We start from the raw sequence: 23,745 nt of genomic DNA on the forward strand, positions 1-23,745 counted from the left end.
GTGCACAACCTTTTTTTAAATTATGTGTTTAAAATCTAGTTATATCTCTTGGTATCTTTTTAAATACGATGTTATACTTATCCATAATGCTTTGGTCTAGCAAACAATTATCTGCATAAACAATGTATTGACTAGCTTTGGTTTTAATAGACCTTAAGAAACTTTCATTTAAAGTAGTGATACTGTCTTTTTGGTAATAGAAATAATAAGCAGTATCATTTTTAGTACCTAATAGATAATCTTCTTTAGGTTTTATAAAAGGAGCTTTAGCTTCACTATACCAAACATACTCTAGTATTTTATCTAAGGCAATATCTTCATTTAAAAAACCATTATCTAAAAACAAAGGTTCTCCTAACTCATAGTATGTAAAATCTCCCTCTGTACCTTCAATAGCTTTTTTATCTTCTCCATAACCATTAATAACTCGTTTTACTCTTTCAGCTGTAATGGTATTTGCATAGTCTTCCATTTCTACTAAAATAAATTTTCTGTTACCACCATCCTGTTTGTTTAGGTTTAGTACTGCGTGAGCAGTAGTTCCTGAACCTGCAAAGGAATCTAAAACTAAATCATTTTGAGATATAGAAATTTTTAAAACCTTCTCAAGAAACTTTGTGGGTTTTGGGGTTTTAAAAATATCTGAAGTTTTTAACTCTGAAAATAATTTTATTAATTCATATTTAGCATTTCTATTGTGTCCAGTATCTTTTATGTCCCACCAAATGTTGGATGGAACAATTCCTGATTGGTCTTTTAGAAAAGTTTTTTTAATAATTCTTGTTTCATCATTTGAAAAAACTACAACCTTATTGGAAATCATTTCTTCAACTCTTTCTTTGTTCCATCTCCATCCATTCTTTGGAGGTTTGATTACATTGCCTTTGGGACTAACTATATCATAAGTAAGGTTTATTCTAGGGTTGGGAGAAGAAATGTTTCCTGAAAACCAAGGACCTCTAGGGTCATTATCTGGGTTTTTGTAATGAGAATTGTTATCTACTGTTCTTTCTAATTTAAATGGATTCCAATCAGGTTTCTTTGAGTAAATTAGAGTGTGATTAAAATCTACTGAAAATTGTTTTGCATCATTATTTGATGAATCAGCAGACCTCCAAATTAAGTCTGTTACAAAGTTCCCAATACCAAAAATTTCATCACAAATCAGTTTTAAGTTAGCTTGTTCATTATCATCAATAGAAATAAAAATAGCCCCATCATCAGCCAATAACTTATGTAATAATTTAAGTCTTGGGTACATCATACATAACCATTTGTCATGCCTAGATAAATCTTCACTTTCTTTACCTACAACTTGCCCTAGCCACTTTTTTAACTTTGGGTCACTTACATTATCATTATACACCCAACCTTCATTTCCTGTATTGTATGGTGGGTCTATATAGATACATTTTATCTTACCTTCATATTCTGGCAATAAACTTTTTAATGCTTCTAGGTTGTCACCATGTATAATTTTATTTTGTGAGGTAGCTTCTTTACTCACTTTACCATTAGTAAAAGTATATTGGGGTTCTAATGTTTTATAGGGTACATCTTGATGATGGTTTATTACTTTTTCTTTTCCTATCCAGTTTAATGTTGGCATACAGTTAGTTCTTTTCTTCTGTTTTAATTCTTTTTAAGGCTATTTTAATGGCATCTATGGCAACATCTTCTCCTTTTACATCTTCATATACTTTCTCGCTAAGCCATAACTTTAAAAGTTTACTATGTTCAATATCTAGTGCAATAGCTAATTTATCTATTTGCTCTCTAGTAGGCTTTCTATCTCCTTTTTCAATTTTACTTATTAAAGCAGTATCTGTGTCTATCATAGAAGCTACTTCTCGCAGTAATAGGTTTTTAGTTTCCCTTTTAGATTTTAGTAATTCTGAGAGTATCATTTGGTAGTCAAATTAGTTCTTGTCAAATATTGTCTAAATCTAACTAGAATTATTGATATAAAAAATTTTTGAAAAATAATTTTTTGGATGCTTTATGTGAGCTTGAGATACCTTGTGCAAAACCCCCACCCATTTCTGGGGATAGAGATTCCCCCACCACTTTATATAGTAAAGATAATTTTCTAGCAGGATAATTAAATTCAAGTTGATAGCTGTAATTTATATTCTATGGAGGGTTGATTTTCTGTGTGGTGTACTACAACTCAAAAATTTTAGAACAATGGTTAGAATCGTAAACTACAAAGAGAGACAAAAAGAGGATGGCTCTTCATTCTTTGTTTTGGAACTGCAAGGAGGAATTGAAATGGTATTAAGCAAGTCTACAGGTAACTTCTACGCTACTGCAAAGCGTGCTTTTATCCCAAGCACATTTGATGAACAGACTTGTACAGGTTTGATTGGCACAGAAATGCCAGGAAGCATCATTAAAGAGGACTGTGAGCCTTTTGAATATGTTGTAAAGGAAACAGGTGAAGAAATAACATTATCTCATAGATGGGTGTATGTAACAGAAGATGCTGTTAAGCCAAAACAAACTGCTGTTAAGTATGAGCAGAATGTTATTGCAAACTCTGATGTGTTTTCACAGAATGGAATTCTTGAGCATGCAGAGTAAAAATATAAGCCTAATCTATGTAAATAGATTGGGCTTTGTTTTTTGAGTTTTAGAATACCCTTACTTTATTATACTTGTTTGCTCATACCTTCATAAATTAAAGATAGTCTAGCTGTAGCTAGTTTACACTATTACTATAAGGATATATTATTAATCTTGAAGGTAAGAATAAGATACTATTAATAGGTTTTAATTCTCTACAAAGAAAGAAAAGTACCAAAAGAAAGAAACTTTCAAAGCTCTTCCCCTCAACCATATTTATATACTTTTTGCGAAGAATTGTTCTGAAGTGTTTCAGAAAGAAACTTCTTTGGCAAAGGTATATGTTCCAAAATTAAAATGCAAGTAAATTGATAATTATTTTCCTAGGAAACTAAATTTTAAAATATGAAAATTTCAGAAATAAGTGTCTCATACTCAAATAGCAGGAGTGATAGACTAAAAATAAGTAATAGTAAGCAGTCTTATGATATTATAAGAGCTTGTTGGAGTGATTCTACTATAGAATTACAAGAGGAGTTTAAGATATTAATGATGAATAGGAGTAACCAGATTTTAGGTGTTTATCCGCTTTCTAAAGGAGGTGTTTCTGCTACTGTGGTAGATGCTAAATTAGTGTTTAGTGTTGCGCTTAAATGTAATGCTTCAAACATTATTATTGCCCACAATCACCCAAGTGGAAATTTAACCCCAAGTGAAGCTGATAAAAATCTCACTCAAAAGCTAAAACAGGCAGGTCAGTATTTAGATATAGTACTGTTAGACCACTTGATAGTAACTAAAGATGACTTTTATAGTTTTAATGATAATGGATTGATAAAATAGTCCTCTTTTTTCCATTTCTATATATAGTGAATTGGAAAAAGTGGGACTTTTTGTCTTTTGTTTATGTGTGAAATAGTGTTTAAGTAGTCTTTTTAGGAGGGAATTTGCAGTTTGAAAGACCTCTAGATTAGTATTAATAGCTAAATCTTACTTTTCATCCTCTAGGTTTACAATATCACATAAAGTGATACCTAAATTATCAGCAATCCTTTTTAAAGTGTATAAAGTAGGGTTGGTTCCACCAGCTTCTAAGCGACTAAAGTTAGATTTTTCAATATTACATTTTGCAGCAAGGTCTTGTTGAGCAATACCTTGCTCTTCTCTTAACATTTTAACTCGCTTTCCAATTGCTACTTGAAGTTGGTCTTTATCATCCATTTTAAAACACTTATTATCTAGTTGTCAAAAATGATAATTAAGGGCAGTGTCTTGGTTATCATAAATGATAAAATAAGTATGTTTGTTAATTATAGATTAATACAGTATGAAACTAAATATTTCAAGAATTACAGTAAATAAGGACTCTTTGAAATCTAAAGAAAATGTTGTTTTGGACCTTTATAAGGATAAAGATAATTTTATTGATTATGAGTTGAAAACCTCTAAAAACAATGCTAATAGTTTGGTTTTTGTGAATACAAACCATAGAAATATGTTACATAAACATTTGATGTTTGAGCATTTTTATGTTGTTCTATTGGCGCTTTTAGTTGTAAGTGGATTAGCATTGTTCAGTAATAGTATTTTAATGATACTACTGTCATTTGTGGGACTTTTTTATATCCCCTATAAAATGATTTCATCTAGTGAAGTGCCTTATAAATTAGTTTTTGAAGGTCTTAATGTTTATGAATTGAATCATGCAGGTAAAAGAATACTAGAGTTCAGTCCAATTAATGTTGAAAGTTCTGATTCTGATAAGTTTGAAAATGACTTTATCTTTTTTAGTGCTTCAAGTAGTAGTAAAGGATGTAAGTCAATCATGGTATATGAAGGTTATTCTTTTAAGGAGAGACAATTGTTTATAGAGTTTTATAATAAACTCAATTTTAAAAACTCTATAAATAGAATAGGTTAGTATGAAGTTTAAAGAGGTAATGGAAGAGCTAGAAGCTCTATTAAATCTTGAAGGTTTTTGTAGTAGGGATAAAGTTGCTTGGTGGTTGCTTAAACATGAAGAAAGATACATTGGTTTAAGTAAAATTAGAGATACTTTAGAAGCTGAATTTCCTTATAGAAACCTAAGAGAGCAGAAATCTTTTATAATAGAATTGCTATTCACAGAGCTATATGAAGATGTAAATAAGAGTTTTGAAAACACAAAACCATTTAGTAAAGAAGAAGTATATCTTAAAGATATTATAATGAAAATTAAAACGTCAACAAATGGACTTAATAGGAAAGATAAAAATTTTAAATGGGACTCAAACCCTAGGTAATAATGGCTTCAGAAAAAGAGAAGTTGTTATTACTACAGAAGAACAGTACCCACAACATATTTTAGTAGAATTCATTCAAGATAAATGTGATTTACTAAATAATTATGCAGTAGGACAAGAAGTAAAAATAGACCTAAATCTAAGAGGTAGAGAATGGGTAAATCCAGAAGGAGTATCCAAATATTTTAATGCAATTCAAGGTTGGAGAATAGAGCTAATAAGTGGTCAAAAACCAATTGCCAATAATTTACAAGAACAAGAATCAGCAAGCTTTATAGATGAAGCAGATAATGACTTGCCATTTTAACAAAAAATCAATTAACCAATAAATAATAAATTATGAAGAATATTTTTTTAGCATTAATAGCCATTTTTGTGTTTACAGCCTGTTCAAGTGATGATGACAATCAAGGAGAAGAACAACAAATTAGTCAATCTCATATAGTAGAGTTTACAACAGGTTCTCTTGAAAGTTGGGTATCTGTAGGGTTAACAACTACATTAACTTTAGAAGATGGTACAGAGTCTACAATTAATTCAGATTTCGATTATACTCAAAGTATAGTTAGTGTCGAGATTCCAGAGAATACAGCAAACTTTGAGTTAGATTTTTATATAGAGGATTCGTCTCAAACTGAAATGCGATTTTTTGGCTCTGTAGATAATGTTAATGTCTATGAAGAAACTATCAGCCAACAGAATTTTCAATATCAATACATTTTTAATTAAGCTATGTACTATTCTTTATTAAAAGAGTTACGTTTTAAGATTGGAGAACAGTACGAGTTAAACGAATTTAATGTTAAGACTATAGAATCAACTTTTAATAATGGATTAGAATATGAGAATTACGAATATATAAAAGGAGATTTTGAAGCTTTATTTGGTTTAAAGCTAATTTATAATGTAATACTTCAATATAATACAGACATACTGTTTGGTGTAATTTATAAATTGGCACAACAAGATTTAGAAAGTTTGGTGCAGGAATTAAATAATTATCTGCCGTTATCTAAAAAGATTAATACAGAAAGCCTTGTTGTGGGTAAAACATTTACGCTTTACAGTTTTTATGAATTTAGTTTATCTATAGATATAGAGCAGGATATAACTTTAAGAATATTTAAATCTCTGGGTTAAACATAGGTTAAACATTTTCGTTATAAAGAACAATCATCTGCAACTAAGTGAAAATATAAAAACCATTAAACCTTTATAAATCAATAAAATGCAAAGAATTGCAAGAAAAAGAAAGATAATAGTTACTGACTCATAATCAGGTGGTCCATGGTTCGAGTCCATGTGGGACCACATTAAAAATTAAGCCTTACAGAGATGTAAGGCTTTTTTTATTGGTTAATGTTTCAATTAGATGTCTTTTTATTGCAATAAAAAAAAACAGTGCTATGTAAACTATTTCCAAGCATCTTCTAGTTGTTCTAAGGATTTTCCTTTGGTTTCCGGAACCAATTTATACGTTACAATTATGATAATTATAATGAAGAAAATAAAAATAAAATAAGGTAAAGAACCGTTCCAAAACGAATTATTATTGGTTTCACTACCAACTACCATAGGAAATGCTTGCGAAACCACATAATTTGCAGCCCATTGCGCAGCTACAGCTATAGACATCGCAACGCTTCTAATTTTATTAGGAAACATCTCTGATAATAGCACCCAAACCACAGGTCCCATTGATAATGAAAACGATGCTATAAAAATTAAAACTCCCAATAAGGATACGATTCCAACATTTTGTTGTTGCAGTGATACACCTATTAGTAAAAAGCCAATAATCATACCGCAACTACCGATATAAATTAATGGTTTTCTTCCAAATTTATCTACAGTAAACATTGCGACGAAAGTGAATACAACATTAATAAAGGCTAAAAGAATTTGCTGTGCTAAAACGTCTTCTTGGCCAAAACCTAAGGCTTTTTCAAAAATATCTGCACCATAATACAATACGGCATTAATGCCTGTAAATTGTTGTAGTACAGAAAGTGTGGTGCCAATAATGATAATACTTAAAATCAATTTTGAAAAGTAGTTGACTTCAGTGTTATGGGCTTTTTCGTGCTCTAAAGACGTTTGAATTTCATTGTAATCCGCTAGAGCGCTTTTTTCATCTTGAAGTTTATTTAAAACCTGTATCGCTTCTTCATTTTTACCTTTTAGACACAACCACCTTGGACTTCTTGGAACAAAAAATAGGAGTACAAGAAATAATGTACTTGGAATTAGCTCTGACCAAAACATTCGCCTCCAACCAAATTCAATATTTTCGGCTTGCGTTAAATTATCGCCAATGAAGTAGGTTACTAAGAATACACTAAAAAAGCCAATTACTATCGCAAGTTGATAATATGTTACCATTTTTCCTCTTATAGAACTTGGTGCAATCTCTGCAATATACATAGGTGCATTCATGGATGCAATGCCTATACCTAAACCACCAATGATTCTAAATATTACTAAAGTTGTAACGGTTTCTGGAAAAATACTTGGTAATCCTGATCCATATGCTGATATAGCAAAAAGAACAGCAGAAATAATTAAGGATTGTTTCCTCCCTATTTTGATACTTAATTTTCCGGCTATTATTGCACCCGCAAAACAGCCTAATAGTGCGCTACCAACAACCCAACCTTTTAGAGCGTCACTTAATTCAAAATATTTACTAAAGTAAAATTGAGCGCCATTAATAACACCAGTATCATAACCAAATAAAAGACCACCTAAAGCAGAAATAATTGTGATTAGTAATAAAAATGATTTTTTGTTCATCATTATTTTTAAATTTTAAAGCAATGACTTTTGTTTTATATCAGTCGATTACAAGTTAATTAAATCAGCATGTTGTATCATTTATTGATACACTCTTACATAATCAATTTCCATAGTATCTTGTGTGAAATTAGGATCAACATCTCCTCCAAGATTTCCACCCATAGCAACATTTAATATGATAAAGAAATCTGCATTAAATGGTAGGTTATTGTTATTTGTCAATGTAACATAGGTTTCATCATCATAAAGGACATTTATAGCCTCAGGTGTCCATTCTAGTGTATATAAATGGAATTCTGATGTAGATGAAGATGCTGTTGTACTATCGCCATAATGCGTATACGAATTGCTAGAACTGTCTTGCCAATGGAAAGTACCTAAAACACTATTTTTATCCCAACCAGTTTGTTCCATAATATCCATTTCTCCACAATGTGGCCATCCTACACTTGAAAAATTTGAACCCAACATCCATATGGCTGGCCATGTGCCTTGAGAAGCTGGTAATTTTGCGCGCACTTCAATTTTACCATAAGTAAAGGCTTGTAGGTTATGTGATTTTAGTCTTGCAGATGTATAGCCAGTTCCATTAGATTTCGCTGTGATTTTAAGAACTCCATTTTCTACTATAACGTTCTCTGCATTATTTGTATAGCTCTGTAATTCGTTATTATCTGGCCAAGGACCATCACTTAAATCGTAGCCCCAATTTGACGCATTTGGCGCACCGTTTGCATTAAATTCATCAGACCATACTAATTGTAATTCAGCAAAGACATATACCGTTATATCATAAGTGGCACTCGTGAAACCTTCAGAATTATATGCTGAAACTATAATAGAATAGTCGTTAGTACCTCCTTGTGTAAAGGTATAACTAAAGGTATTTTCCGTTAACTCTAAAGTTTCATTATTAATTAAAACTCTATAGTAAGATGCATTTGTTGCTGTTATTGTGAAGTTTACAACACCACTACCATCTCCATTTGGGTTACTTCCATCGGCACCAACTTTTACACCAGATATTGATACGTCTGTTGGAACCATTGGTTCATTAGTGTCATTATCACTGCTACTACAAGACACTATGGATAACACCGCTACCGCTAGTATTAATAAGATTCTGTTTTTCATAGATTATATATTTTTGTTTTTTTAATTTAAGTTATTCTAATATAAATTCACTTGACAGCGTTGTATTTGAGCTTCCGCCAACAAACACATTAAATGTGCCTGGTTCTACCATAAACTCACCTGTATTTGTGTAAAATCCAAGCTCTTTTTCTGTTAAAGTAAATGCAATGGTTTGGGTTTGTTTAGGCTCTAATTCTATGAGTTCAAATCCTTTTAATTCTTTTAAAGGTCGGACTACAGAGGCAAATTTATCGTGAATATAAAGTTGGGTTACTTCCTTACCTTTTACGGTGCCAGTATTCGTTAAATCTACAGAAACCTTAATTTCTCTAGCATTGATTTTATTTATCTTCAAGTTTTTATATGAAAACGTTGTGTAACTTAATCCGTAACCAAACGGATATAATGGCGCATTAACTTCGTCTATATAACGTGATTTAAAGACTTCTTCTCTAACTTCTACATTAGGTCTTCCTGTGTTTTTATTATTATAGAAAATAGGTACTTGTCCAACACCTCTAGGAAAGGTCATAGGTAGTTTACCGCTTGGATTATAATCTCCATACAAGACTTGTGCTATGGCATTACCACTTTGTGTTCCTAATTGCCATGCTTCTACAATAGCAGGAATATGTTCAGAAGCCCATGGAATTGCTAATGGTCTTCCATTGGTAAGTACCAACACTATGTTTTTATTTACTTTATACACTTCTTCTAAAAGTTCTTGTTGTACACCTGGTAAATCTATATTTGTTCTACTTCTCGCTTCGCCACTTTGTAAGCCATGTTCTCCTAATACCATAACTACAATATCAGATTGTTTTGCTAAGGCTATTGCGTCGGCAAAACCAGAAGTGTCTGTCTCATTAATATCGAGTTCTTGAGTAAAATGAAGTTTTGAACTTGGTATTGCAACTTTAGCACCTTCAGCATAAGTTATTGAATTGCCTTTATATTCCTTTAATCCTTCCAAAACTGATACTGCAGAACCATTTTCACCTGCCAACACCCAGTTACCAAGCGGACTTGTTTTATCATTTCCTAAAGCACCAATAACGGCTATATTTTGATGCTCTTTTTTTAAGGGTAATAGGTTGTTTTCGTTTTTAAGAAGTACTATAGATTTTTTAGCAATGTCGAGCGCATCGTTTTGAAATTCTTGTTTTCCAACAACTTGTTTTTCATTTTTTTCGTTGCAATAACGGTATGGATCTTCAAAAAGACCTAATTCAAATTTCACTGTTAAAATACGTTTTACAGCATCATCTACAAGGCTTTCTTCAACTTTCCCTTCCTTTACTAGATTGGCTAATTCTTTTACATAAGCGTTAGATTCCATATCCATATCAGAACCTGCTTTTGCTGCTAATTCCGCAGCATGTTTATTATTTTCTGCATAACCATGAGGAACCATTTCTCCAATAGATCCCCAATCTGAAACGATGAAACCATTAAAACCCCATTCTTCTTTTAATATATCACGTTGTAAAAATTTACTACCTGTGGCTGGGATGTTATTGAGTATATTAAAAGCATTCATAAACGTTTTTACACCTGCTTCCGTAGCCGCTTTAAATGGTGGAAATACAATGTTGTATAACGTTGAGGTGCCTATATCTACAGTATTGTATTCGCGTCCAGCTTCAGGAAAACCATATGCAGCAAAGTGTTTTGCGCAGGCCGCAATAGTTTTTGGAGAGGATAAATCTTCGCCTTGAAACCCTTTTACTCGTGCAATTGCAATTTTAGAACCTAAGTAAGGATCTTCACCTGCACCTTCCATTACGCGTCCCCAACGTGCATCTCTTGAGATGTCAACCATTGGTGCAAAGGTCCAATTTATTCCAGCAGCAGCAGCTTCTTCAGCGGCATTTTGAGCTGACTTTTTAATGGCTTCTAAATCCCAACTTGCAGATTCTGCTAATGGTACAGGACTAATAGTTTTATAGCCGTGGATAACGTCAAAACCAAAAATTAAAGGTATACCTAATCTCGTTTCTTCCACAGCAATTTTTTGCAGTGCTTTCACCTGATTTACACCTTTTACATTAAGCATAGAGCCCACTAAGCCTTTTTTTAAGTGCTCATATTTTATAGCTGCTTGATCTCCTGATTTAGGTGTTGGGCCTGTTGCGTCCCAAAACCCAGTGTATTGATTCATTTGACCAACTTTTTCTTCTAAAGTCATAAGCCTTAAAAGGCTATCTACCTTTTTTTCGACGTTAAGTTGATGAGAATAGTTGTCAGCTTTTTTAGAAGTTTGCTTAGTGCTATTCTTTTGCGCATTACATGATAAACATGCAAAAACGATACAAATTAAAATGTTTTTTTTCATGTTTTAGTAAATTAAGGTTTGCATAGCATGCGGTTCAATATTTAAAGTTATTTCTCGGTCTCCAACAATTAAATTATAGTCAATTTTATCATCAGTTTTGTTCATAACTACAGTTACAATAGTACCATTTGGATTTTGAAACGATGAACTTTCTATTGTACTCCTGCTCGTAGTTGTACTGATTCTTAAAGCACCTTTTTTTATGAATTTTGAAAAGTGACCAATATAATAATAAGATGGTGTGTAAATGAGTTCGTTTGTTTTTGTATCGGCATGTATTGGAGCAAAACAAAAGTTTTGAACATGATTTGGTCCGCCCTTTTCATTCAATAAAATATTCCAATCTGTCCAACCAACAGTACCACTATTAAAATCGTTAATCATAGAATTGCCATATCGTTCTGCATTAGACCAACGTTGGTATTGTGTTGGATCAAAGTCCTCTTGGCAACCCTCTGTAAACAGTAAATTGATGTCTGGAAATGATGATTTAATATTCTTTAAGTTATCATATTTTGGTTCGCCTCCTGTCCATGTTTCATACCAATGAAAACCAATTCCCCAAGCATATTTCATGGCTTCAGGATCTTCAAAAATAGTATTGGCTCGTTGAGAAATTAAATCTCTGTTATGATCCCAAACAACGATGTTTTTATCTCCTAATCCGTTGTTTTCAAAAGTTGGACCTAAATAATTCTTTAAAAAATTACGTTCTTCTTCGGCTGTATAAATACATGATTCCCAACGTTGAACAGCCATAGGTTCATTTTGTATGGTTACACCCCAAACAGGTATATCTTCAGCTTCATAAGCTTCAATAAATTTTACGAAGTAGTCTGCCCATACTTGGTTATATTCTGGTAATAATTTACCGCCTTGTAACATGTTGTTATTGGTTTTCATAAAAGCTGGTGGACTCCAAGGACTAGCGTAAAAGACTAAATCTTCATTGATTAGTGCTTGTGCACGCTTAATCATAGGAATTCGTTTTACCTTATCTTTTTCTATAGAAAACGTTTTTAATGCTTTATCACCTTCTTCGATGTAAGTATGACTTCCTAACCCAAAATCACTACTATGAATACTGGTTCTAATGATATTATAGTTAATGCCCTCTTCAGAATAATAGGCATTTAATAATTCGTCTTGTTTGTCTTTGCTTAATTTTGAAAATACTTCGGCTGCTGCATCCGTAATGGCACCTCCAATTCCTAAAAATGCCTGGAATTGTTTTTCTGGATTAACAAAAATTGAAATTTCGCCTTCTGATGGTTGTTTGGCTTTTTCGAATGTTTTGCTATAATCCAATGATAGCCTTTTTTCAGTGTTTTGAGCCGTTGTGTAAACTTGAGCCTCCTGTTTGATTATTGTCACCTTTTTTTCAGTTTTATCCGATTCTGAAATTGCTAAATCGTTGCTCTTTTTTTTATTTTCACAAGCGCATAATAAAAGCGACAAGGACAGAATGTATATTGTTTTTTTTATCATCTTTATTTATTTTTTATGCTACCAAACATAGGTTCCTACTGCACCACTTTTTAACGAAGTTGAAATAGATTCGCCTGGTGTTTTTATATTAAATGATTTATCAATTTGAGTGTTATTTACTACAATGACTACGATATCGCCATCAGGTGTTTTAAAGGCGACGTTTGGCAAGTCCGTTGAATAATTAGATGCTATTCTATGCGAACCTGGTCTTACAAATTTTGAAGCGTGGGCAATGGTATAAAAGGCTACATTTTTTTGTACGTTATTACCATTTATGGTTAATGCACCTAAACATTCTGTACATCCTCCTTGAGTATGAGGCTCTAAATTTGAGTTGGAAGCTAAGTTCCATTCTAAAACTGTTTTACACCAATTTCTTGTCGCACCAACAATCAATTCTCTAGTGTGCCAGAGTAAATTTTCATCAAAATTACTGTTAACACCGACCCATTGTTCTGTAAAATACAGGTTCTTATTTGGATGTGAATTGTGTAAATTACTTAGATTATTAATGCTGCCATTATATAAATGAAATGCTGACCCATCAATATAAGGGTTGGCTTCGGCATCATCTAAGATACTGGTGGCATACCAAGTATTATCTGCATTATGATCCCATATTATGATTTTAGTGGTAATGCCATTTGTTTCGAAAGCAGGACCTAAAAAATCTTTAATAAATAATGCTTGATCCGCAGGTTCCATATACATACTTGGATTATTCCCATCATGATATGGTTCGTTTTGAATTGTAATTGCATCTATTGTAATACCTTCTGCTTCGTATGCTTGTATGAACTTTACAAAATAATTGGCATAGGTTGAAAAGTATTCTGGTTTAAGACTACCACCAATAGAATTGTTATTTGTTTTCATCCAGGAAGGTGCAGACCAAGGTGAACCCATTATTTTTATATTAGGGTTTATTTCAAGAATTTCACTTAAAATAGGGATGAGATGTTCTTGATCTTTAGAAATAGAGAACTGTTCTAAATCCTCGTCCGTTTCTCCAATTGGCAGATCGTTATAGGTAAATGGTGCTGCATCTAGGTCAGAAGCACCAATGCTTATACGTAGGTAACTAACGCCAATATTATTTGCGTTGAAGAGTTCCTCTAATATTGCTGTTCTATCTACAGCAGACATGTTATTTAAATGCAAAGCGCTGCCACCCGTTAAAGAAAATCCAAATCCATCCATTTCTTGATACATAACCTCTGGATTAACCGTAATGGAGAAATTTATATTTTCTGTAAACAATGGTGCACGGTTTGGTTGTAATTGGAATAACGCTGATTTATCTGCTTCAGTTAAATATAAACTAACATTACTAAATGTAATATTTGATCCTGGATTATTAGGGTCAGTATCGTTAGAGAGCGTTCCGTTTGAAGAACAATTTATCAACAACGTAATAGATACTAAGAATGAAAAATATTTATACATATAAAATTGCTTATTTTGATTCAATACGCACTGTTTTAAAGCCTAACATAGTATTAACGCATTAGCGTGTTAAAGAAAAAATGATGATGATCGGTTGTAGATTATTATAGCCCATATCCATTAGAACATGGGCTATAATTAAATAAACTAACAATAAATAATTACTGTAATTAAAGTGATGCTCGCATTTCTACATTATCTACAGATATACCGTCTAAGAGATTTTCACCACCACATTTAATTACTAAATAAATTGTTCCTGTGGCTTCTGCAATAAATTTTCCAGGCTCGCCTGGGTAAACAGTATCTCCACAACCAACTTCAGATAATAAACCGCTAAAAGGCGAATCTCCACAACCAGACCAGTAATTAATTGCTGCTAATATGCCACCAGCAGAATAATCGTTACCATCAACAGGTGGTGTAGATGAAGCATAAACTTCAAACCATGTATTTACAATTCCCGAAGTAGAGCTTGCTAACATATCAATATTATAACTTTGGCCTGCTACAACTTCAATGGCTTGGTAGATGGCTTTTTGGTTCCAACCACCACCTTGTACTGTTGCCTTTCCATCTGCAAATGTCCATTCCGTACCAGAATCACTGATGTTAAGAACAGTCCACTCTGCGATATCATCTGCTGTATCAAATTTTCCTCCTCTTACAATGTTTCCAAATAATGGATCTGATGTTTCTACTGTTAATGTTTGAGTTGCTATAGCAGATGCACCTCCTTTACCTGTGACTTTGTGTTGAATGGTGTATGTCCCAGCATCTGGATAAAAAACGTTTTCACTATTTCCACCTGCATAAAAACCAGCTCCATTACCGATGTCCCAACTTGACGAAATGTAGCTTTCATTTGCTTCTAACACATACCTGTTATTTTCTCCTGAAATTGCGGTTACAGAAAATCCTGCATCCATATCAGTTGCTGTGAGCCCATTACCGTTTCCTAGCTCATCTGGTTGGCAAGAAAAAGTGGCCGTTACTAAGACTACAGAAAGCAGTTTAATAACCCATTTTAATTTTATATTTAATTTCATAATAATTTTTTTAAAATATTAATAATTAGGATTCTGTTCTAACAAAGTATTTTCTAACTCAGCTAGTGGAATTGGTAAAATTTCATTTTTACCAGGTGTAAATCCTTTAAATGCCAAAGCTGTGGCTGCATTACCTGTTCTTACCAAATCATACCATCTGTGACCTTCGCCTGCTAGTTCTAAGCGTCGTTCTTGCATGATAGCATCCATAGTAACAGGAACAGAAGGCAAGCCTACTCTTGCTCTAACCGCATCGAGTAATGCTTGGGCACGCGCTCCAGAACCGCCTAATGCTTCTGCTTCTAATAAATAGGTGTCTGCTAAACGCATCATGTAGGTGTGTTGTTTATAATTTAATTCTACAACACCACCTCCTGTTGATCTATCGGAAGCAAAAGGCAAAAACTTTTTTAGAAAATACCCTGTATTTTGAAAACTTGGCTCATATTCTATTTGCCCTGCATCAGCAAGAGCTTGAATGTCTATTATAGTTTCATCAAACCTTGGATCACCATTTAAGACATCATATAAACCTTGTGTAATGACATTAAAACCCCAACCTCCTGCAAAATCTGTTGCAGCAGAGCCAGATGAATTAACAAAACCTCTTGGCCCTATCATTTGAGCTAAACTATTGCCTTCATCTGCACTAGAACCCCAAAACCACCAATCTGCATTACTTTGATCTGTATGTGCAATTTCAATGATAGATTCCGTGTTATAGATGTTGCTTATTTCCCATAATTCAGAAAAATTATCGAGAAGTCTATATCCAAAAGCACTAGTGGTTCCAGGTGTGCCATTGATTTCTGCTAATTCTGCAGCTGCTAATGTATTTTTACCTTGATATAAATAAACTTTACCCAAAAGCGCTTTGGCTGCACCTTGAGTAAGACGTCCACCTTCATTTTCAATATCTAATGTTACCGGTAAATCAGAAATAGCATCTAATAGATCATTTTCTATTTGAGTATACACATCAACAGGATCTGCCTGAGTAACATTATATATTTCACTAGTAGCTAATGGAGACGTGATTAGTGGAATGTTTTTGAAAAGGCGTACCAATTCAAAATAATATATTGCTCGTAACGCTTTTGATTCTGCTTCAAACCTTGCTTTTGTTGCATTTGGCATATCTACATCGGGAAGTTTTAAGAGCAGTGTGTTTGCTCTAAATATACCTTGATAAAAATCATTCCAATAACTTGTAGCGATGTTAGACTCGCTTATAGTGTAATTTGAAAATGCTTGCAGTTGAGTACCATCTGAAGAACTTCCGCCTCCTGTAAAATGATCATCGGAACCAGAATTTAACAAGGCAATCATATTTTCAAAACCTCTAGATTGTTTTCCTAAAACATCGTAAATGGCGATTAATCCAGAATAGGCTTCGGCTTCATTTCTATAATAGTTATCTTCTAGTGCAGTCCCTAATGGCTGAACTTCTAAATACTCTTCGCTACAAGATGTCACAAATATTAATATTGGTAACCCAATCCATATATGTATTATTTTTCTTAGTTTTTTCATTTTTAACTTTTTTTAAAATTGTAAATTAATTCCAAGTTGATTTGTTTGGGCTTGTGGGTAATAGCCACGATCAATACCAAATATCCCTCCACCAATCTCAGGATCGTATCCACTATATTTTGTAAATGTGAAAAGATTTTCAGTAGTAAAATAGATTCTTATTCTGTCAATTCCGTATTTATTTAATACATCAGAAGGCAGTGTATAACCAATTTGAATAGTTTTAAACCTTAAATAATCACCATCTTCAAGATAAAAATCTGAAGGGTTAGAAAAGTTATTATTGCTATCATTCGTTGTTAAACGCGGATAATCGTTAGACGTACCTTCTCCAACCCACCGTCCTAAAGCAGATGTTTGATAATTGGCGTTAGATATATCTAATCGTCTTAGGCCTTGAAAAATTTTATTTCCTGTTGCTCCTTGAGCAAATACTAAAAGGTCAAAGTTTTTATAGTCTAAGTTTAAGGTAAAACCAAAAGTAAATTTTGGTATTGAACTACCAAGAAAATCTCTGTCATCAGAATCAATATCGCCATCATCATCTAAATCCTTCCATTTAAAATCACCAGGTTGTGCATTAGGTTGAATTACAGTTCCGTTAGAACTCACATAATTATCAATCTCTGCTTGATTTTGAAAGATACCATTGGTTCTAAATCCATAAAAGGAATTTACAGGTTGCCCAACTTGCGTTCTTGTAATTGGAAACGTACTAGATTGTATGGTGGCACCACCAGATAAAAAATCAACGCCATTCCCTAAAAATGTGACTTCATTTTCTAAATATGAAATGTTACCATTTAAAGACAGGTTCACCTCATTAATTTGTTTGTTATAGCCAATTTCTAAATCGATACCTGTGTTTTTCATATCGGCAACATTTCCTGTTGGACTTCCAATAGCACCAACGTAACCAGGTAGTGTAACGGCTTGTAAAATACCGGTTGTTTCTTTTTTATACCAGTCAAAAGCCACTGAAATGTTATTAAATAATTTGGCATCAAAACCAATATTAAGCTGACTTGTTTCTTCCCATTTTAAATCTGGATTAGAAGGTGCATTGGGACTATTACCAATGGTTACAGAGCCAGATGTACCAACGGTATAATTTCTTCCGTCTCCAATTGTAGATAAAAATTGAAAATCTCCTATGTTATCATTTCCTGTGACACCATATCCACCTCGAATTTTTAGTTGGCTTATAACGTCGTTATCTTTCCAAAACTCTTCTTTAGATGGCACCCAACCAGCCGAGAACGACGGAAAATAGCCATATTTGTTATTGGCTCCAAAACGAGAGGAACCATCACGTCTAAGTATAGCTGTAAGTAAATATTTTTCGTCATAATTATAAGTTAGTCGAGAAAACAACGATGTAACGATATGCTCATTACCCGTATATGCAGAAGCCGTGATTTGGTCTGTTGGCACGCTATAATTAAATGATGCATCTTGATAGTTATCTACTGGAATATCAAAATAAGTGACTGTTTCTCCAGAACTTATATTGTCTACATAGACACCTTGTCCTAACAGAATATCAAAAGTATGTTTTTTAATGGTTTTGTTATAAGATACTGTGTTCTCAAGGTTCCAACCAAATCCTTTATTTGTTCCTCTAGACACATTGTTTTGAGTTACAATAGAGGCTGCATTTAAATAAGATACTGGTGTAAAGCTATCATAACCCCAATATGCTAATTTCCCACCAACGGTACTTCTAAATTTAAGACCTTCTATAGCTTCAAATTGTAAATAAGCATTACCTACAAAATTGTCTGCCCAACCAAAATTACCTAATTGTGTTTGTTGATATGCCAATGGATTTGACATTTCTTGAGCTACAAGATTAGATATACCATAAGGATTTCCATTGGCATCTCTCCATACCCCATTGTTTGTATAAGGAGATTGATTAGTTAGTACAGGATCTGTCTCTACAAGCGGTGTAATTGGGTCTAAATTAATTGCCGAAGATAAAGGGCCACCAAATTCACTATTAGTATTTCCGATACCTATAGTTTTTTCGTTAGAATACCCAACGGATTGTCCGAAAGTAAGTTTATCTGTTATTTTATGCGTAGAGTTTAAACGAATATTTTTTCTATTATAGTTAGAAATATCGCTAAGTACAATGCCTTCTTGGTCAGTAATACCAAAAGAAGCATAGAATTTTGACACTTCATTTCCACCACTTAAGCTTAACTCATGCGTAGTTCTTTGTGCGCTATTATTAAAAATGACCGATTGCCAATCTGTTCCTTCACCAAGAGCTTCAGGATTAGAAAATAAAATACTTCCTCCGCCATTCACGGATTTTTCATTTAATAGTGTAGCGTATTGCGTTGCGTTTAGTAAGTCTAACTTCCTTGTAGGAGAAGAAAATCCTGCGTATCCGTTGTAGTTAATACTTAACTTGCCAGACTTTCCTTTTTTTGTAGTTATAAGAATAACACCTGCTGCTGATCTCGCACCATAAATAGCTTGAGATGCGGCATCTTTTAAAACTTCTACCGACGCAATGTCTGATTGGTTTAAAAATCCAATACCTCCAGCGTCTACGACTACACCATCAACAACCCATAAAGGTTCGTTATTACCTAGAGTAGTAATACCACGAACTCTAACTGTAGATGATGAACCTGGTTGTCCTGAATTGGCAGCAATGGTTACACCAGACACTCTTCCTTGTAAGGTTTGTTCTACTCTCGTAATTGGTACATCTTCGAGATCACTTTGCTTAACGCCAGAAATTGCACCTGTTACCACACTCTTTTTCTGAGTACCGTAACCAATAACAACGACTTCATCTAGTTTTGCTAAGTCTTCTACTAATTGTATGGTTAAGTTAGTGTTATTTGTAACTACAATATCTTGTGTGACATAACCAACATAGCTAAATGATAATATAGAACCTACTTCTGTTGTTATGGTAAAAACACCATCAAAATCTGTTGTTGTACCTAAACTAGTTCCTTTTTTAATAATATTTACACCAGGAATAGGGAGTCCTGTTTCGTCATTAACAACTCCATTTATTGTAATTTCTTGGGCAAATGAAAACCAGCTAGAAATCATAAATAAAATCGTGAATGATTTTAAGATCAAATTGTTTTTTTTCATATTAGTTTATATTTAATTTTTAGTTTTCATATTTCTGTTCAATAGAGACGCACTTTATCTTGTTTATATCTTGAAAAACAGGATAAGGTGTTTTAAGAAATACTAATATTTACCGTTTTATTAATTTTCTACTTACTGTTCCATATGCTGTTGAAATTTTAGTGATGTACATGCCTGGAACTAAATTTGTAGCATCAATATTTACCGTTCTTGCATCAGGATTTAGCTGCATTACTTTGGTACCAAGAAGGTTAAACACTTCTATAGATTGAATAGCATCAGTTTTTGTTGATACTAACCATGAATCTACGGATGGGTTTGGGTATATGGCTAAATCTTCAATTTCAAATTCATTATTGCTTAATGTTGTATTTGTTAATGAAAAATTGTCTACAACAACGTCTGTTGTGCCATAGGTTTCTTCCAGTTCTAAAGATTAGATAGTAAGTACCAGAAGTGGTAATTTCAATTTGATTAGGTGGCGTGCCAGGATCACATCCTGCGGCAGAAGCGAGACCATCGTATGTTAGTGTACTGCCACAATCCCAAAAATGAAAAGCTCTCATTAATGTAGTAGCGCCATCATCTCCATTATAATCATCGTTTTGAATTGGTTCGGTTTGTCCTATCCAAACTTCACCCCAAGCATTATTAATATTTGTGAATGCCATATCCATATCGAATTGGTATATGTTGCCGGCTTCTAAGTCTACCGTTGTGTAAATTCCCATATGCTTCCATTCTACATTTGACGTTTCGCTAAAGGTGACATTACCTCCTGCTATGGTTACTGACCCAAACATATTTGAAGCGTCATTATGATTAACAACTGTCCAACCAGTCGCATCATCAAAGGTTCCATTTGTGATTAGGTTTTGAGCGAAAACATATGAGGTCGCAAATACACTAATAATTAATAAAGTAATTTTTTTCATGTCTTAGTTTAATTTTAGTTGTTTTCAATTTTTTTAGAGAGTCTAAATTTTTTGAATTATTTAACAAATTAAACGAAGGCCTTAGTGAAGTACAACGGAAAGTAGTGTTTAAGTAGAATATTATTTGATAATATTTTATTAAACAGCAGTAAATTAGTATTTTATGATTTTTTAAGTGATGTTAAAAAGTAGTGTTTTTATAACGTATTGGTAGATGAAAATATCAATTTAGACTACTATAATGTTAATATATAATATAAATTGGCCATAAAAATGACGTGTTTTGGCTAAGTAATAGTCTTTACTTTGTCTTCAAATTCCTCTCTATTGATAGCTATATTTCTAATTTTTACGCGATAATTATATATCGTATTTACTGAATACCTTAATATTTTTGAAATTTGAGAACTGTTTGATATGCCTAATCTAATTAATGCAAAAATTCGTAATTCTACAGTTAAGGTATTATCTTCTTTGACAATAATTTGCTCCCCTTTTTTTAAGAGCAGATTAAAGTTTTCAATAAAATTTGGATAGATATGTAAAAAGGATTTATCAAAATTTTCGTAGAATAGCTTTAATTCTTCATCTACGATATTTTTTGATTTAATAAGTTCAAGTAAATCATTTGTTTTATTGGTAACAATATATTTTCGAACGGTTTTTCTGTAAACATCGAGTTTATCGATATAATCTGAGTATAAGTTTAAAAAGGTGCCTATATATTGTTCTTTTATGGTGTCTACAGCAGAGAGTTCTTCATATAATCTTTTTAGATCCTTGTTTGTGAAGCTTAACTTTTCATTTAATTCATTGAGCTGTAAATTTGCCGTTTTTAAATGTTCTCTTCCTATTTTAATTTTTTTGTATTGCTTAATTATGAAAAATAAGGCAACCAATAATATAGCAGAAAGAAAGCTAATGAACATTAGTTGTTTTTTAAGTGTATTGTTTTGTTTATTCGTTTCAATTTCATAAGATTTTGATATGGCTGGTAATACATTGGAGATATCTAAGAATCGTAATTTTGAGTTGTAGAATTTGGCGTCTTCAAAAGAAAAACTAATAAATTTATGTGCTCTATCTACATCACCTTCTTCAAAAAATATGACGGCCAAATTAGACATTGAAGCATTATCTTTTACGGAAGATTGTATATCTGATAGTGCTGATAGGATTAAAAACTTTTTTTGGTTTAAGCGATTTCCATCTATTTCATGACTCATATAAGACCGATTAAACGCTACCATAGCATACTCGCGCGTTCCTACCTCTACAAGAGCTAATCTTTTAGCATTAATTTCTAGTGCTTTTTTTGTATTAGATAAATCTCTGTAATTTTGTTCGGCAATTTCTAAATAGAGTTTTGAGTTTTCGCCAAGTTTTGATATTTGTATATCTAAGGAATCTTTATACGTATAATATAATTGTTCGTATTTTTCACGTATACTATTTACTCTTGAAATTGATCTGAGTTCTGAATAACATCTTTTATATATTATAAAATAGTCTGTTATTAAATCTACTGATAATTTTGATGTATCTAATTCTTCAAGTAAGTTTATTGACTCATCATATCTTCCTGATGTAGCTAATAGTTTTGCTAATCGTAAAGTTGATTCTTGGATAAATAAATTATTATCTAATTGTTGCGCTAATTTGAGATTCTTTTCAATGTAATCTAAAGTAGAATCAAAACTATAATATTCATATTCACTAATTAATCTATTTATTAAATAGTATTGATTTTCTAGGGTAGCTTCTGGGTCTTGAAGTAATTTTTTTAAATTATTAATTCTTAATTCCTTAGAGTTGTCGTACTCATTTCTTTTAGACATTGTCGTTTCTAAGGCCACAAGCAACGAATCAATATTTTGAGAATTAGAAACTAAGTGTGTGAGCCCAAATATGAGGGTAAGTATATAAATAGATACTTTTTTATTTGAAGTCATTTTAGGACAATAATTTACTGTACAACTTAAACAAATATCTTAAAAACTTTAGTTATTAATCGAATTTTATAAATAAAAGCAATGAATATGTCTTAATTTTTTATTTATTATTCAATATAAAGTGCTGTAGGTAAGTATGATGTCGCGTTGATGATAATTAATCCCTAACGTTCAATAATTTTATGTAGACTTTAATATAAGGTGAACAATAGTTACCTAAAATTGTATGAAAAACAGATAGCATAGCTTTTTTATAGTAACATATAATTAAAAATTAATTTTAATTAATACTGGCATATGATCGGAAGGGTAGTGTAAGTTCCAGTTATCACTTAAAACGGCATATTTAGAAACAGAAATAGCAGCACTTACAAAAGCAAAATCAATACGTTTTGTTACGGGTTTATCAAACTGAAACCCATTAAATGTACCTTCTGGTCCAAATACCAGTTGTGCAATTTCTTTTGAGTCTTTTAATTCGGTTTTTATATACTCAATGCTCTCATGATCGGGTTCCATATTAAAATCACCTGTTAATATTACAGGGTAATTATTTAAATTTAGTTCATTAATTTTTTTAATTATTAATGTGGCACTATTAGTTCTGGCTTCCGTGCCAACATGATCAAAATGTGTATTAAACACCCAAAACGTCTTTCCAGAATTTTTATCTTCTAATAAAACATAAGTACATACTCTATTACAAACAGCATCCCAACCCATACTTACTTTATCTGGAGTTTGGGATAACCAAAATGTTCCTGAATTGATAACGTTAAATTTATCTGATTTGTAGAAAATTGCAGAAAATTCACCTTCATTTTTACCATCATCTCTACCAACACCAACATAGCTATAGTTTATCAATAAACTATCTATAGCTTTCATTTGGTTGGGCATGGCTTCTTGTACACCCATAACATCAGGTTCGTAGAATTTAATTTGGTTGATAAAAAAAGGTTTTCTGTTTTCCCAGCTGTTTTCCCCAACTTTAGGGTAATCTAATTTAATGTTATAAGACATTACAGAAAAATCTTGAGCAAACCCAAGACTTGAAATGGCCAAAACGATGATAATTAAATATTTCACGGTTTTTTATTT

General features: G+C 32.5%; 22 protein-coding genes. 7 read left to right on the plus strand and 15 right to left on the minus strand.

Annotation, left to right across the window (positions count from 1 at the left end):
* Nucleotides 1-28: 28 nt before the first annotated feature.
* Both HNV08_RS01000 and HNV08_RS01005 read right to left on the minus strand, forming a co-directional pair.
* Nucleotides 29-1,609, minus strand: coding sequence for a site-specific DNA-methyltransferase (locus HNV08_RS01000; RefSeq protein ID WP_173279250.1), 1,581 nt, complete (start codon nucleotides 1,607-1,609; stop codon nucleotides 29-31).
* A 4-nt stretch (nucleotides 1,610-1,613) separates the two neighbouring features.
* Complete coding sequence (locus HNV08_RS01005; protein WP_173279251.1) at nucleotides 1,614-1,907, minus strand: helix-turn-helix domain-containing protein; 294 nt, start codon at nucleotides 1,905-1,907, stop codon at nucleotides 1,614-1,616.
* A 280-nt stretch (nucleotides 1,908-2,187) separates the two neighbouring features.
* Between HNV08_RS01005 and HNV08_RS01010 the strand changes: the two genes are divergently transcribed.
* Together HNV08_RS01010 and HNV08_RS01015 are read left to right on the plus strand one after the other, a co-directional pair.
* Entirely contained in the window at nucleotides 2,188-2,583 is a 396-nt protein-coding gene (locus HNV08_RS01010) for a hypothetical protein (protein WP_173279252.1), read from the plus strand.
* Between the two features lie 387 nt (nucleotides 2,584-2,970).
* Entirely contained in the window at nucleotides 2,971-3,408 is a 438-nt protein-coding gene (locus HNV08_RS01015) for a JAB domain-containing protein (RefSeq protein ID WP_173279253.1), read from the plus strand.
* Nucleotides 3,409-3,555: 147 nt separating this feature from the next.
* Here HNV08_RS01015 and HNV08_RS01020 read toward each other — a convergent pair whose 3' ends face one another.
* Nucleotides 3,556-3,786 carry a helix-turn-helix domain-containing protein gene (locus tag HNV08_RS01020; RefSeq protein WP_173279254.1) on the minus strand — a complete coding sequence of 77 codons (231 nt, stop codon included), beginning with the start codon at nucleotides 3,784-3,786 and terminating at the stop codon, nucleotides 3,556-3,558.
* A gap of 106 nt (nucleotides 3,787-3,892) precedes the next feature.
* Here HNV08_RS01020 and HNV08_RS01025 point away from each other — a divergent pair, with 106 nt between their 5' ends.
* From HNV08_RS01025 to HNV08_RS01045, 5 genes are read left to right on the plus strand one after another with little or no spacing between them, the layout of a single operon-like run.
* On the plus strand, nucleotides 3,893-4,486 hold the full coding sequence (locus HNV08_RS01025; protein WP_173279255.1) for a hypothetical protein: 594 nt from the start codon (nucleotides 3,893-3,895) through the stop codon (nucleotides 4,484-4,486).
* Between the two features lies 1 nt (nucleotide 4,487).
* The gene (locus HNV08_RS01030) at nucleotides 4,488-4,847 is read left to right on the plus strand and encodes a hypothetical protein (protein WP_173279256.1); all 360 of its coding nucleotides are present in this window, start codon (nucleotides 4,488-4,490) and stop codon (nucleotides 4,845-4,847) included.
* Nucleotides 4,795-5,154: a DUF3127 domain-containing protein gene (locus HNV08_RS01035; protein WP_173279257.1), complete on the plus strand. Its 360-nt coding sequence runs from the start codon at nucleotides 4,795-4,797 to the stop codon at nucleotides 5,152-5,154. The genes HNV08_RS01030 and HNV08_RS01035 overlap by 53 nt, the downstream gene beginning before the upstream one ends.
* 32 nt (nucleotides 5,155-5,186) lie before the next feature.
* Nucleotides 5,187-5,576: a putative periplasmic lipoprotein gene (locus tag HNV08_RS01040; RefSeq protein WP_173279258.1), complete on the plus strand. Its 390-nt coding sequence runs from the start codon at nucleotides 5,187-5,189 to the stop codon at nucleotides 5,574-5,576.
* A 3-nt stretch (nucleotides 5,577-5,579) separates the two neighbouring features.
* Entirely contained in the window at nucleotides 5,580-5,987 is a 408-nt protein-coding gene (locus tag HNV08_RS01045; protein ID WP_173279259.1) for a hypothetical protein, read from the plus strand.
* 273 nt (nucleotides 5,988-6,260) lie between these two features.
* Here HNV08_RS01045 and HNV08_RS01050 read toward each other — a convergent pair whose 3' ends face one another.
* The 12 genes from HNV08_RS01050 to HNV08_RS01105 all read right to left on the minus strand — a co-directional run bounded on the left by HNV08_RS01050 (nucleotide 6,261) and on the right by HNV08_RS01105 (nucleotide 23,733).
* Nucleotides 6,261-7,640, minus strand: a complete 1,380-nt coding sequence (locus HNV08_RS01050) for a sugar porter family MFS transporter (RefSeq protein ID WP_173279625.1) — start codon at nucleotides 7,638-7,640, stop codon at nucleotides 6,261-6,263.
* An 81-nt stretch (nucleotides 7,641-7,721) separates the two neighbouring features.
* Entirely contained in the window at nucleotides 7,722-8,777 is a 1,056-nt protein-coding gene (locus HNV08_RS01055) for a glycoside hydrolase family 16 protein (RefSeq protein ID WP_173279260.1), read from the minus strand.
* A gap of 31 nt (nucleotides 8,778-8,808) precedes the next feature.
* Nucleotides 8,809-11,112: a beta-glucosidase BglX gene (gene bglX / locus HNV08_RS01060; protein ID WP_173279261.1), complete on the minus strand. Its 2,304-nt coding sequence runs from the start codon at nucleotides 11,110-11,112 to the stop codon at nucleotides 8,809-8,811.
* Nucleotides 11,113-11,115: 3 nt separating this feature from the next.
* Nucleotides 11,116-12,600 carry a glycoside hydrolase family 30 protein gene (locus HNV08_RS01065; RefSeq protein WP_173279262.1) on the minus strand — a complete coding sequence of 495 codons (1,485 nt, stop codon included), beginning with the start codon at nucleotides 12,598-12,600 and terminating at the stop codon, nucleotides 11,116-11,118.
* An 18-nt stretch (nucleotides 12,601-12,618) separates the two neighbouring features.
* Complete coding sequence (locus HNV08_RS01070) at nucleotides 12,619-14,049, minus strand: glycoside hydrolase family 30 protein (protein ID WP_173279263.1); 1,431 nt, start codon at nucleotides 14,047-14,049, stop codon at nucleotides 12,619-12,621.
* Between the two features lie 170 nt (nucleotides 14,050-14,219).
* A complete protein-coding gene (locus HNV08_RS01075; RefSeq protein ID WP_173279264.1) occupies nucleotides 14,220-15,098 on the minus strand; it encodes a PKD domain-containing protein in 879 nt (292 codons plus the stop codon).
* Nucleotides 15,099-15,116: 18 nt separating this feature from the next.
* Complete coding sequence (locus HNV08_RS01080) at nucleotides 15,117-16,631, minus strand: RagB/SusD family nutrient uptake outer membrane protein (RefSeq protein WP_173279265.1); 1,515 nt, start codon at nucleotides 16,629-16,631, stop codon at nucleotides 15,117-15,119.
* 12 nt (nucleotides 16,632-16,643) lie between these two features.
* Entirely contained in the window at nucleotides 16,644-19,757 is a 3,114-nt protein-coding gene (locus HNV08_RS01085) for a SusC/RagA family TonB-linked outer membrane protein (protein WP_173279266.1), read from the minus strand.
* A 109-nt stretch (nucleotides 19,758-19,866) separates the two neighbouring features.
* Nucleotides 19,867-20,184, minus strand: coding sequence for a T9SS type A sorting domain-containing protein (locus tag HNV08_RS01090; RefSeq protein WP_173279626.1), 318 nt, complete (start codon nucleotides 20,182-20,184; stop codon nucleotides 19,867-19,869).
* Nucleotides 20,111-20,692 carry a hypothetical protein gene (locus tag HNV08_RS01095; protein WP_173279267.1) on the minus strand — a complete coding sequence of 194 codons (582 nt, stop codon included), beginning with the start codon at nucleotides 20,690-20,692 and terminating at the stop codon, nucleotides 20,111-20,113. The genes HNV08_RS01090 and HNV08_RS01095 overlap by 74 nt, the downstream gene beginning before the upstream one ends.
* 287 nt (nucleotides 20,693-20,979) lie before the next feature.
* Nucleotides 20,980-22,644, minus strand: a complete 1,665-nt coding sequence (locus tag HNV08_RS01100) for a DUF6377 domain-containing protein (protein WP_173279268.1) — start codon at nucleotides 22,642-22,644, stop codon at nucleotides 20,980-20,982.
* 267 nt (nucleotides 22,645-22,911) lie between these two features.
* Nucleotides 22,912-23,733 (minus strand): endonuclease/exonuclease/phosphatase family protein, encoded by an 822-nt coding sequence (locus HNV08_RS01105; protein WP_317170183.1) that lies wholly within the window; start codon nucleotides 23,731-23,733, stop codon nucleotides 22,912-22,914.
* Between the last annotated feature and the right edge of the window lie 12 nt (nucleotides 23,734-23,745).

Origin of the sequence: Winogradskyella eckloniae (assembly GCF_013249045.1) — a bacterium.
Taxonomy (GTDB): Bacteria; Bacteroidota; Bacteroidia; order Flavobacteriales; family Flavobacteriaceae; genus Winogradskyella; species Winogradskyella eckloniae.